Origin of the sequence: Protofrankia sp. CiP1_Cm_nod2 (genome assembly GCF_920664355.1) — a bacterium.
GTDB lineage: Bacteria > Actinomycetota > Actinomycetes > Frankiales > Frankiaceae > Protofrankia.
The window spans coordinates 1-11,932 of record NZ_CAKKTL010000159.1 but is presented as its reverse complement, the minus strand read 5'-3'; the positions used below and the strand labels follow the sequence as shown (position 1 = coordinate 11,932).

The following is an 11,932-nucleotide window of genomic DNA, read 5'->3' as shown; positions in this document are numbered from 1 at the left end:
GGCTCGGCATGTGCCCGCCGTGGCGCCGCCTCCCGCCACGGGGTGGGCTGCGCCGCGTCGGTGGCCGGCAGTTCGATGCCGATCGTGTCGAGCTCGTGGACGGTGTGCTCGTAGTCACCGGGATACGGCCGGTCGATCGGCGCGCAGGACATGGTCGGGGCCTCGTAGAAGGCTCGCGCGGCCGGCCAGGCGTTGGTCGTCGGCGCGACGCTCGTGGCCGGCCAGTCGTTCGGGACCAGCAGCGGGCCCGGCCGTGCGGCGCGCAGCAGAGCCTGTAGCTGCCGGCGGATCCGCTCCGCCGGCGGGCGGGCGGACGGTTCCTTGGCCAGGATCGGGCTGAGCACCGAGTAGGCCCGGGTGGCCCGCGTCGGTACGGTCGGGGCCTCGTAGACCACGGCGTGCATGGTGGCGAAGGTGGTATCCCGCCCGAACGGGGAGATGCCCTCCGCAGCGTGCAGCAGGGTCGTCGCCAACGAGAACAGGTCGCTGGCGGGCCCGCCGTCCTCACCGCGGATGCGTTCGGGAGCCATGTAGGCGGGGGTGCCGACCAGGCCGCCGGCGGCGGTGATCCGATGATCGGTCTCGTAGACGGCGATCCCGAAATCCGTGAGCCGCACGGTCCCGTCAGCGGTGATCAGAACGTTCGACGGCTTGACGTCCCGGTGCAGAACGCCTTTGCGGTGACCGTGCGCCAGCGCGTCCAGCAGGGCGATGCCTATCCGGGCCACTTCCCGCTCGTCCAGCGCGCCGTCGCGTGTGATCATTGTTGCCAGTGAACATCCGGATACCAGGTCCATGACGATCCACCGCGTGTCGTTGTCCTCGACCAGGTCGTGAACGGTGACCACATGGGGATGGACGCCGAGCCGGGCGGCATTACGCGCTTCGCGGCGGGCACGCTCGATCAGCATCTCGCGGTCACGGGCCGGGAGATGGTCAGGAATACGGATCTCTTTCAGCGCGCGTTCGACATTGCTGTCGGTGTCGAACGCGCGCCAGACCGTCCCCATCCCGCCCGAGCCGAGCCGCTCGACGAGCTGGAACCGCTCGCCGACCAGGTGCGTGACCAAGTGCCCGCCTGGTGTCATACGCCCGCCTTCGCGCTCGCCGCGCAACACGTGCTCAACCCCATGTGGCCTCCGTGCCGATGTCCTGTTGCTTTCCGCTGATATTAGGCGTCGGGACCGCTGCCCTTTGGCTGACGGCTTCGCCGGCCCGCCGGTGGGGCCCACGCAACTTCCGCCGGGTTCCACCAGGAATTATGATGGGCCGGCGACGCGGGCCATCCGTCACCGATTTGGGGAAGTACGGGTTCCATGGCGATGGTATGCGTTCCATCCCGGGGAATTCTGTGACTGAGATAACCTCTCGTCCGGCGTTCGGGTGGCTGCCCGGCCGGGATCCGGCGGGCATGCGGCCCGCTCGGCAGGCGGGCCGGGGCTGCTCCCGGCCGTGCGGCCCGTCGGCTAAACCGTCGTCCTGGTCAAATCGTTGTCCTAATAAACCGAAAAGGAGTGGGACGTGTTGCGGACGCAACTGATCCACTTCTGATGGTTTCCGAAGTTGATGGTTTCCGGGGCTGTCATGTTCCGTGGGTGACCATACTCACGCCGTCGTGTCCGGTGGTGTCCGTGTTCTCCGGAGTGTCCATGTTCACAGTGCCACGTTGTTCACAGCGCCACGTTGTTCACGGGGCAGCGTTGTTCACGGGGCGGCGTTGTTCACAGGGGCGTATGCGCGATGCCGCGTTCGTGGTGACCGTGCTCACATTTCGCGCAGGTGGCCATGCTCACGTCCGGGTGCTCACGTCCGGATGCTCATATCCGGGTGCGCGGCGGGTCCCGGGACCCGCCGCGTCGCGGCCGCGGGACCGTGCCGATGAGGCCTTCGGGCCCTCCGGGCATGGTCGCCGCCGCCGGTGGCCAGCGCCGGCCGGCGGGCTGTCAGGTCCGCCGCGGGAGTGCCCTCCGGCCCGGCCGGGCGCGCCCCGAGTGTTGTCGGACGCGTGACAGGTGATCTGTCCGGTTGCCGACGTGGCCGCATGACAATCCCGCTGACCTGTGGCGACGGATGCCGTTGCCACAGGGGCCACCCGGCCCGCCCCGGGCGGACAGTGGCCGATCCGACGTCCACGACGGACATACAAGCTGTACGTACACCCTGTATGTTCTTGTGGTGGAGCGGCCGTACGGCCGTACGACGTCGACGCCGAAGGACGGTATTGCCGTGGCGGTGGAGTGGCGCTACTCGTTGCGGATCGGGATGTACCTGGCCAAGCAGAAAGTGCTGCGGCGCAAGCACTTCCCGCTTGTTCTCGAACTTGAGCCCCTGTTCGCGTGCAATCTGTCGTGCACCGGTTGCGGAAAGATCCAGCACCCGGCCTCCGTGCTCAAGCAGCGGATGAGCGTCGAGGACGCCATGGCCGCCGTGGAGGAGTGCGGCGCGCCGGTGGTCGCGATCGCCGGCGGTGAGCCGCTGATGCACCCGCAGCTCGACGAGATCGTTCGTCAGCTCATTGCCCGCAAGAAGTTTGTCCTGCTGTGCACCAACGGGCTGTTGCTCCGTAAGAAGATGGCGAAGTTCACACCGTCGCCGTATTTCACCTTCATCGTCCACATCGACGGGCTGCGGGAGCGGCACGACGCGGTGGTGGAGAAGAACGGTACCTTCGACGAGGCGATCGCCGCGATCGCGGAGGCCAAGGCCGCGGGCTTCCGGGTGGGCACCAACTCCACCTTCTTCAACAACGACAGCCCGCAGGACGTCATCGACGTGCTGGCCTACCTCAACGACGAGGTGAAGGTCGACCAGATCCAGCTCTCGCCCGCCTACGCCTACGAGAAGGCACCCGACCAGGAGCACTTCCTCGGGGTCACGCAGACCCGCGAGCTGTTCTCCAAGGTCTTCGCCGACGGCCGGCGTGCCAAGTGGCGGCTGAACCACTCGCCGGTGTTCCTGGACTTCCTGGAGGGCAAGCGCGATCTCTCCTGCACCGCGTGGGGCATCCCGAGCTACTCGCTCTTCGGCTGGCAGAAGCCCTGCTACCTGATGAGCGACGGCTACGTCTCCTCCTACAAGGAGCTGGTCGAGACCACCGACTGGGACGCCTACGGCCGGGGCAAGGACCCGCGCTGCGCGAACTGCATGGCGCACTGCGGCTACGAGACCTCCGCGGTGCTCGCCACCACGTCCTCGCTGAAGGAGTCCCTGCGCGCCATGCGCAGCGTCTGAGACCGGCAGCGGTGTCCGGCCGGTGTGGTCGGTAGTCGTCCACCGATGGGTGGTCGCCCATCGGTGGACGACTACCCATCGGCGAACAACCGTTGCCCTGAATGTAGTTTTTTATATCCGGACATGTTTTTCAGGCAGGGGCCGGCCGCGTCGATCGTGGCCGGCCCCTGCCGTGCGTGGGTCATTCGGCGGCCGGTGCGAGAACGGCGGTGCGTGGCCCCTGAAGATGGCCCGCGGCTCGTGGGGACGGCCTACGAAACGGCGTCCTTCGCCACCAGGCCGTTCTTCGCCTCCAGACCGACCAGCAGGCGGTCCAGCACCTCGCCCGCCTCCTGGCGCGCCTGGCGCGCCCGCGCCGGGTCACCGGCCCGGCCGATCAACAGGCTTGCCTCGGACAGGACGGCCGCCAGCACCCGGGTGAGAGGCATGACGGGCAGCGGGTCGATCCGCCCCTCCTCGATGGCCCGGGCCAGCCATTCGGCGAGCAGCCGGTAGCCGTAACGCTCGACCAGGACGTCCCACGCGTCATGCCCGAGCACGGCCGGGCCGTCGACCAGAACGATGCGCTGGAAGTCGCTGTCGGTGCAGATGTCCAGGAAGGACTGGAACCCGGCGCGTAGCTGTTCCCAGGCGTCCGTGTCCGACTCGTCCGTGGCCCGCCTGAGTTCGGTGGTCACGAGCTGTTCGGCGACCTCGAGCGCGACCTGCTCCATGACAGCGCCGAAAAGGTCCGCTTTGTCGCGAAAATGATGATAAAGAGCACCGCGGGTCACCTGCGCATCGGCCACGATCTCCTCGGTGCCGGTGGCGGCGTAGCCCTGGGTGCCGAACCGCAGCCGGGCGGCGGCCAGGAGAGCCTGGCGGGTGGCGGCTGGATGCTCGCTCCCGCTGGCTCTGGTCATTCGTCGATTATGTTGCACTCAGTCCTCTAATGAGTGAGTCAAGCCGTAGGAATATTTGTCACTGCGTCGGAGCCTGTCAAATACTTTTAATAATATAACGCTATCCACCGGTCACGCCATCGCCAGGCTACGGCCGCTCTCCTTCGGGATGCGCCCACGCTCGCACATGTGCCGGATCCGCGCGACCGCTGCGCAATCACGGCCGCCCACATCGACCGGCATCCATCTGGCCGGCGTCCACCGGATGCGGCATCCATCGGGCCGACATCCATCGGATACGCTCTACTCTCGGCATCATGACGACAATCGAGCCGCCTGCAACGGCCTCGGCCTGGGGCGAGCCACGCAGCAAGACCGTCACCTGGCATGATCCACTGCCTACCGCCGCGGTGGGGCGGACGATGAGCGGCCTGGACTTTCTCCTGGCGATCCGGGACGGCCGGGTGCCGCCCCCGCCGATCACCGCTCACTTCGACTTCGGGATAGACGAGGTCACCGAAGGCGACGTCGTCTTCCGATGCCTTCCGGACGAGTCCGCCTACAATCCTCTCGGCACGGTTCACGGCGGCCTAGTCTGCACCCTGCTGGACACGGTCACCGGATGTTCCGTGCACACGACGCTGCCGGCCGGCTCCGGGTACACATCCATCGAAATCAAGGTCAACTATCTTCGCCCGGTACGGGTGGTCAGCGGTCGTCCCGCCGAACTGACCGCGCACGGCTGGGTCACTAAGCCCGGCCGCCGGGTCGCGTTCGCCGAGGGGGATGTCCGCGACGCCGCCGGCAAGGTGGTCGCGACCGCCAGCAGCACCTTTCTGGTCTTTCCGCTGGAGAGCGCCACCTCGGGCACGTAGCGCGGACCGTTCACGCGGTCTCGCCCGTTCGCGAAGGTACGGCTGTCCGCGCGGATACGGCTGTCGCCCCGGCCTCCAGGGAGCGCCGGAGAGTGACCGCGTCGGAGGCCAGCGCGCTGACGAGAACACCTGGCCCGGCCAGGGGGAGCGCGGCGAACGTCCCGCCGTCGGTGCTGATGTCGGCACCGACGGCGTCTCCGCCAGTGCCAGTGGAGCTGCCGATGTCGGCGGGACCGATGGTGCCGGTGGGGCCGATGGTGCCGGTCGTGCCGGCGGGCAGGCCCAGCCCGTCCGGCCCGGGCCCGGCGATCAGCAGCGCGCCGATCACGCGGGCGCCGCCGAGGACCGCCGGCCCGTGCAGGCCCGGAGCCGCCGTATCCAGGTGCAGGGCCTGCCGGAGCAGCGGCCGGATACTCGGACCACTCGGACCACTCGGACCACTCGGACCACTCGGACCACTCCGAACGCTCCGACCAGCGCCGTCGTTCTGCCGGATGTCGTTCGCTCCGGTGTTGTCAGCTGCCCCAGCCGTGTCACTGCCCGCGTGGTCGTCGGTGTTCGTGTCGGTATCACCCGCGTCGCCCCCGACGTCGTTCCTGACATTGCCTGCGACGTTGTCAGCGCTGCCCTCGTCCGCGGCGCTGTCCTCGACGTCGACCCGAAGGGTGGACGAGATCGAGCCAGGTGGCTCACCGAAACGCCCGAGGACGATCTCCTCCCGCCACAGCAGGCGGGCGTCAGCCGCGAGCCTGATCGTCGCCCGCATCCGGTGCCGGCATCCGTGGGCGGCCACGGTCGGTTCGGGCAGGTACTCCAGCGCGCCGCCCGGCCCGATATCGGCGTGGACGTCGAACAGCGACGGCTGCTCGCCGTGCCCGGGCAGCGCGACGGTCGCGGCCGTCGTGCGCAGCACCAGCCGGACACCCGCACCGACCGTGATATCCAGCCGCAGCTGGTCGCCGGCAAGCGGCCCGGCCGCGGCGTTCACCAGATGCACGGTGACGGTCGGCAGCCCGTCGCCGGGGCGCGTCCAACCCCCGGTACGCCGCAGGACCAGCGGCACCTGCGACCTCAGCTCGCTGACCCGTACCCCGCCAACTCGGATCCCGCCAACTCGGATCCCGCTGTCACGGATCCGGCCGTCGTGCGCCTCGCCGCCGGTCCGGTGGCCGTTGATCCCGATGTCGCGGGTACCCCCGGCCCGAACACCGTTGCCAGCGGCCCCGTTGCCACTGACTTCGTTGCCGCGAGCCTCGCGGGGGCCGATCTCGTTGCCATCCGTGATCGGTTCGATCCGGATGACCGCGTGCGCGCTGATCGACGTTCGATCGATGCGTGCCGGTGGCCGGCCTGAACCGACGCCGGTCATCCCGGCGGCCGTTTCCCTTCTGTCCGTCAACTCGTCCTCGATACTGTCCCCGACGTCGTCGCGAGCGGGCCGACCGGGCCCGGTGTGATCGGGTCCAGTGTGACCGGCTCCGGCCCGGCAAGGTGCGGCGGGGCGCGGGCCGATCGGGCGCGTGCTGATCGGGCGCGGTCCGGGCTGGTTCAGGACGGCCGGCCCGGGGCGGCGACCTGGGCGGCGGGGTGATCCGGAGACCGCGACCGGACGTGCCGCGAAGAACCCGCGAGCACCGCGAGGACCCAGTCGGCCACCTCGGCCGCTCCCGGTCGCGTTGTCAGTGAGGTGAACAGCACCGGACGGCCGTGGCGGACCCGTTCGGCGTCCCGGGCCATGACGCCGAGGTCCGCGCCGACGAGCGGCGCGAGATCGGTCTTGTTGATGACAAGAAGATCACTGTTGGTGACGCCCGGGCCGCCCTTGCGAGGCACCTTGTCGCCGCCGGCCACGTCGATGACGAATATCTGCCGGTCGACGAGGCCATAGCTGAAGGTCGCGGTCAGGTTGTCGCCGCCGCTTTCGACCAGGACCAGGTCGAGCGGGCCGAAGTCCGCCTCCAGGTCCTCGACGGCGTCCAGGTTCGCGGTGATGTCGTCCCGGATGGCGGTGTGCGGGCAGCATCCCGTCTCGACCGCGCGGATGCGCGCCGGGTCGAGCACGCCGGCCGCGCGCAGGAAGTCGGCGTCCTCGGTGGTGTAGATGTCGTTGGTCACGACCGCGAGCCGCAGGGTGCTGGCGAGGGCCCGGCACAACGCCGCGACCAGCGCGGTCTTGCCGCTGCCCACCGGCCCACCGACACCGATACGGACCGCCCGGCCGTCCGGGCGCGCATCTCCGAGTGCACGCGGCCCCACTGTCTGGGGCGTTGCTGTCTGGGGTGTTGGCGGTTGCGCCGCTTCAGGTGGATGTCCGGTGCCGGTACGCCGGGCCGGGCCGCCGCCCGTCGCGGGAAACATCTGAAGGTCGTGCTCGCGATGCATCCCTACACCTTCCCGAACTTCTCCCGGCCCCGCACACGGGCGCGTGGCCTGATGACCGCCGGACGGGGACGTGCCTGCCCGGAGAGCATCCGCACCCCGGCATGCGCGACCTGGCGTCCGGGGGTTTCATACCTCCGGCCGGGTACGCGCACCCGCGCCTGAACACATGACCTGAACACATGACCTGACGACTGCCCCACCGGCCAGAACCTCTCCCCCGCACGGGCCAACCATTTTTGATCACAGGTTCCCCGTATGCGTCACAACGGTTCTACATTACGTTGAGCAATAGTTTATGCTCATACGGTGCATCGCAGTTGCGCTCTTCGCGGGCGTATAGCTGCTTGCGGCGGCACGGCCGTTCGCGAAGACGCCGCCGGCGGCGGCACACCCACTGGCGGGGGCGTGGCTGTTCGCGGGGGCGTGGCTGTTCGCGGGGGCGTGGCTGTTCGCAGGGGCGTGGCTGTTCGCAGGGGCGTGGCCCGGCCTGATCTCATCTGCCCGGGTGGTTCCGGTCCCGCCGTCGGTGGGCCGCTCCGGTGAACCGGCCCACCGACTGGGCCGTGCTGGACCTGGATGCGGACCCCACACCAGGCGACCCCTTCTCGGTACGGCAGCTGGCGCGCAGATATCTCGAATTCGCCGCGGACGTCGAGTACGCCCGCGGGCAGGTGGAGTCCCTGCACACCGGCGGCGCCGTCGAATCATGGCTGGGGGAGGCGGGGGACGCATTCCGGGAGGAGCTCGCGGAATTCCCTGAGCAGCTGCGGAAACTGGAAACGTCCTACCGGATGGCCGGAGACGCGCTGACAGCCTACGAGCCGATTCTGGCCGCGGCACAGATTCAGGCTGACCGGGCGTTGGCCCGGGGCCGCGACGCGCGTTTCCAGCGGGACAATGCGCGGAACCTCCTCGGCCCAGCCCAGGCCGCGTTGGCCACGGACACGGTGGCCCTTGCCGACCTTTCCTCGACATCTTCCAGTTATCCCATGCGTATCCCCCCGTCGCCCGATCCGGCGCAGGTGGCGCAGGCCAGCCGTAACCGGGCCGCGGCACAGGCCAGGCTCGACCAGATACAAGGTGCCGTTCAGGACGGGCAGAGCGAACTGGACGCCGCCCGCCGGCTCGCGTTGTCCGCAGAAGCCATGCGCGCGGACGCCGCCAAGGTCTGCGTGCAGGCGATCCGGGCCGCCTCCGATGCCGGGATCAGAAACAAGCCGTGGTATTCGTGGGAGAGGATCGGAAATGCTGCGGGGAAGGTTTGGACGTCCGCCGTCCAGGTCGCGAAAATCACCGTCGCGGTTCTGGGTGTGGTCGCTCTCATTGTCGGAGGCCCGGCCGCCTGGGTCGTTTTCGCCGCCGCTGTCGTCGTCCTCGCCGACACTTTGATGGAGTATGACAGGGGGCGGGCGTCCCGATGGGACGTCGCGTTTGCCTTACTCGGCGTCGTGCCTGGCACAAAAGGCCTGACGACGGTCGGCGCGCTGGTCCAGGGGGTACGTGGTGGCAGCCGGGCGGTCGCCGGTATCCGGAGCGCCGCCGACGCCGGAAAGCTGTTGCTGGGCGGCGGCCGGGCGCTTGCGCACGGCGGTCAGGAAATGGCGCTCGGCGCGATCGCCACCGGCCGCCAGCGGCTGGCCTCGGCAGCCGCCGCCGTCCGCCGCGCGGTGACCGATCCGGCCGGGACAGCACATCTGGCTGGGACGTCACGCGCGGCCAGGACGGATATCGTGGCCGGTTCCGATCCGGCGGCTGCCGCGGCCGTCCGGACCACGTCCGTCCGCTTTCCCGAGAACACCGCGGCACATTCTACAAACCGGACAGCCGGAGAAGCCGGAGAAGCCACCGCCAATCTCGACCGCGCCGCCGACACCACCATCACCACCCACCCCGACAAACCCCCGTCCACCACCGGCCCCAACCACGCCGACAACGACCACGCCGACAACGGCCACGACAGCGGCGGAAACAAGGGTCATGCGGACAGCGGCGACAATAAGGGAAACTCCAACAGTGGGCACAGCGACAATCTCGCAGACCCGGACGGCGCTCCCTCGAGCACTCCCGATCGGATTCGCTCTGACGAACCCGGCACTGGCTTCAGCGAATTCAATCATGGTAGTCGGGCGAACGATGCTGCGGCTACGCCCGACGGCCCGGAAGTCACCGGGTCGCAGTTGGATGCCAAGCGACAGGAATCCGATGGCTTCCAGAGGGAATCAGCACCGGATGGTGAATCTTTATCCAGCTCTTCGGTCGACATGTCTTCGCTCGTCCCCGGCCCTCTCGGTGATTTTTTTCGGCCGGGTATTCATGGCGTCATAGGAGACGTTCAAAAAAAGGAGATCGATATCGCTCGTGTGCTTGTCGACGAGGGTTCGGACGTGCGGTTTCTCCCGGCTGATCATACTGTGCGTAACCAGCAGAACCCCGATGTCATTGTCCGTAGTGATCCCGATGATCCGGGCCTTGTTACAGAGCTCAAGACGCTTGAAAGCTCGAGCAAGAACGCGATTCGAAGGAACATTCTTAAGGCGGGAAAGCAGACTTCCGGTGATGGTGGGGCGGTCATTGACGGACGCCAGGTGGGACTGAGGGCGGAGGATGCGTACGAGGGGATCAAGAAGGCGTGGGGGCAGGCCGCGGGCGGCCCGGCGGCAGATGCCCTCGGGGATGCCGCTGGTCAGCCGTTTCCGGCGCAGGTACGTATTTTTCTCGGAGACGGGTCGAGTATGATGGCCCGGAAGGTTGATGGTGGAATTTTGATTACCAGGCCGGACGGCTCCGCAGAGCTGCGTGGAGGTTGAGGGCTGTGTCTGACACCGATCAGATATTCTTCAAATCCGATCTCGACCTTCCTGAGGTAACCGTCAGGATTGCCGATGGCATGGATTTCGATATTGTTCGTTTCGAGGACGGTATCTCGGTGTACAGAAAGGGCTATCGAGGCTTGGAAGGCACCGTTGGCGGTGCGGTTCTGCAAAATGATGTCTCCGTCCCTGAGCCTCGGGAGCAGGAAGATCGGGCAATCTATGACGACTATCCATACTACTGGGAGATCTGGATCTCAAGGCCGGGGGGCGGGGGGCGACAGGAATCCTTGGCGAGGATGATGTTCGAGGATTTTGTCAAAAATTTCCAGTGGTCGTGCATTCTGACAAGGAACGCTGATCTCGTCCTTGCGAGATGGTCGCCGGAAAAGGGCCTCGAGGATTTCCCCGTTGGCACATCCGTCGATCTTGATGGAATTTCGATCTGGGGTGCGGAGTAGGGCCTGCTACGGCTTGCTGGTGGTGGAGGTCCGATGGTCGTCCTGTTGGCTGGTGCCTGTCGGGAATTGACAGTGTGTTGGTTTCCGGGCGGCTCGGGGGTGCGGTATGTACGATGTGATCACTGCAACCGAGTCGGGGACGGTCATGGGGAGCGTTCGACGTACGAGTCTGCTGGGCGCGTCCGTGGCATGGGGGATCCTGACGCTCATCATCGCCATCGCGTTCATCGTCGACGGCACCTCCGCGCCCACGGCCGGCTCGGGTGGGCGAGCGGGGGGATCGAGTTCTTCGTCGGGAACGGGCTCCATATCGAAACCGGCGCTGGCGCCTGACGAATACCAGGCCGTGTTGACCAGGGTCGAACAGGCGGTACGCCCTGCCGTGGACCGGGTTCTGGCGGCGACCACTCTCGCGGAGGTCGACTCCGCACGAATTGATCTCGCCACGGCGCTGCGCCAGCAGTCGGACTATATCCAGACGGTCACACCGCCATACCAGGCCCGTGAGCAGCATGCTGTGCTGGAAAGCGCTCTCCTCGTCTGGAACAGGCTGGAGAAGGACATCTCCTCGGCAGACGTGACGAAACTGAATTCCTGCGGCGTGCAGAGCGCACTGCAAACGCAGTTGTACGAGGCCAGGCGAGACGTCTACCGTGCGGTGAAGTCCGGCACCTACAAGACGGCCATGGCGAGTTTTTCCGAGATCAATCTGAAGTTCGGTGAATTGATGCTGCCGCTGGAGCCAACGGCCCCTCAGATCACCGACCGTCGTGCGGCCAACGGCGCGGTCGTCCAGCGATCCGGCCGGCGAGGGTCCGGAAGCCTGCGGATCAAAAACGGCGATGTCACCGACGTCGCCGTCCTGGTGGCCAGCGGAAACCCGGCGGAGCCTCAGCTCACCGTCTACGTGCGGAGCAACTCGAATGCCACGGTGACCGGGATCGCCGGCACCTACTGGGTCTACTTCAAGTCCGGCAGCGACTGGGACGCCGCCCGCCGCGGGTTCACCCGGGACTGTTCCTTCGAGAAGTTCGACGACTCGTTCGACCCCAACGCGAACTGGGAGATCAGTCTCGAGAAGACCTCCACCGGCAACGCCACGACCAGCACGGTCCCCGCATTCTAGAACCACGATCGGTATCGTTCCCACCGTAGTTCCCTCGCTGACCGCCCCCGTGGCGGAATCCGTGGACATCCGCCGGCCCGCCCGGCGCCGACAGGCAGGGCCACGGTGTAAAGAAGACGCCGGTATGAGCCGATGTGCCGGGTCATGGTGGATACTTTCAGGGTGG

The 11,932-nt window shown here is 67.4% G+C and carries 9 protein-coding genes; 5 read left to right on the top strand and 4 right to left on the bottom strand.

Features of this window, described 5'->3' with window-relative positions:
- On the bottom strand, positions 1–1,070 hold a 1,070-nt coding region (locus tag NBW84_RS16800; RefSeq protein WP_250285686.1), incomplete at its 3' end, for a serine/threonine-protein kinase.
- Positions 1,071–2,226: 1,156 nt separating this feature from the next.
- Here NBW84_RS16800 and hpnH point away from each other — a divergent pair.
- Positions 2,227–3,231, top strand: coding sequence for an adenosyl-hopene transferase HpnH (gene hpnH / locus NBW84_RS16795; RefSeq protein ID WP_250285685.1), 1,005 nt, complete (start codon positions 2,227–2,229; stop codon positions 3,229–3,231).
- Positions 3,232–3,482: 251 nt separating this feature from the next.
- Here the strand turns inward: hpnH and NBW84_RS16790 are convergent, their stop codons facing one another.
- The gene (locus tag NBW84_RS16790; RefSeq protein ID WP_250285684.1) at positions 3,483–4,133 is read right to left on the bottom strand and encodes a TetR/AcrR family transcriptional regulator; all 651 of its coding nucleotides are present in this window, start codon (positions 4,131–4,133) and stop codon (positions 3,483–3,485) included.
- Positions 4,134–4,429: 296 nt separating this feature from the next.
- Between NBW84_RS16790 and NBW84_RS16785 the strand changes: the two genes are divergently transcribed.
- Complete coding sequence (locus tag NBW84_RS16785; RefSeq protein WP_250285683.1) at positions 4,430–4,987, top strand: PaaI family thioesterase; 558 nt, start codon at positions 4,430–4,432, stop codon at positions 4,985–4,987.
- 10 nt (positions 4,988–4,997) lie between these two features.
- Here NBW84_RS16785 and NBW84_RS16780 read toward each other — a convergent pair whose 3' ends face one another.
- Both NBW84_RS16780 and ureG read right to left on the bottom strand, forming a co-directional pair.
- Positions 4,998–6,356, bottom strand: coding sequence for an urease accessory protein UreD (locus NBW84_RS16780; protein WP_445548740.1), 1,359 nt, complete (start codon positions 6,354–6,356; stop codon positions 4,998–5,000).
- A gap of 179 nt (positions 6,357–6,535) precedes the next feature.
- On the bottom strand, positions 6,536–7,369 hold the full coding sequence (ureG, locus tag NBW84_RS16775; protein ID WP_250285682.1) for an urease accessory protein UreG: 834 nt from the start codon (positions 7,367–7,369) through the stop codon (positions 6,536–6,538).
- Positions 7,370–7,908: 539 nt separating this feature from the next.
- On the opposite strand from ureG, the gene NBW84_RS16770 reads away from it, so the two are divergent.
- The 3 genes from NBW84_RS16770 to NBW84_RS16760 all read left to right on the top strand — a co-directional run bounded on the left by NBW84_RS16770 (position 7,909) and on the right by NBW84_RS16760 (position 11,766).
- Positions 7,909–10,176, top strand: a complete 2,268-nt coding sequence (locus NBW84_RS16770) for a hypothetical protein (protein WP_250285681.1) — start codon at positions 7,909–7,911, stop codon at positions 10,174–10,176.
- A 5-nt stretch (positions 10,177–10,181) separates the two neighbouring features.
- Positions 10,182–10,640 (top strand): hypothetical protein, encoded by a 459-nt coding sequence (locus NBW84_RS16765; RefSeq protein WP_250285680.1) that lies wholly within the window; start codon positions 10,182–10,184, stop codon positions 10,638–10,640.
- Positions 10,641–10,755: 115 nt separating this feature from the next.
- A complete protein-coding gene (locus NBW84_RS16760; RefSeq protein WP_250285679.1) occupies positions 10,756–11,766 on the top strand; it encodes a hypothetical protein in 1,011 nt (336 codons plus the stop codon).
- Positions 11,767–11,932: the final 166 nt, after the last annotated feature.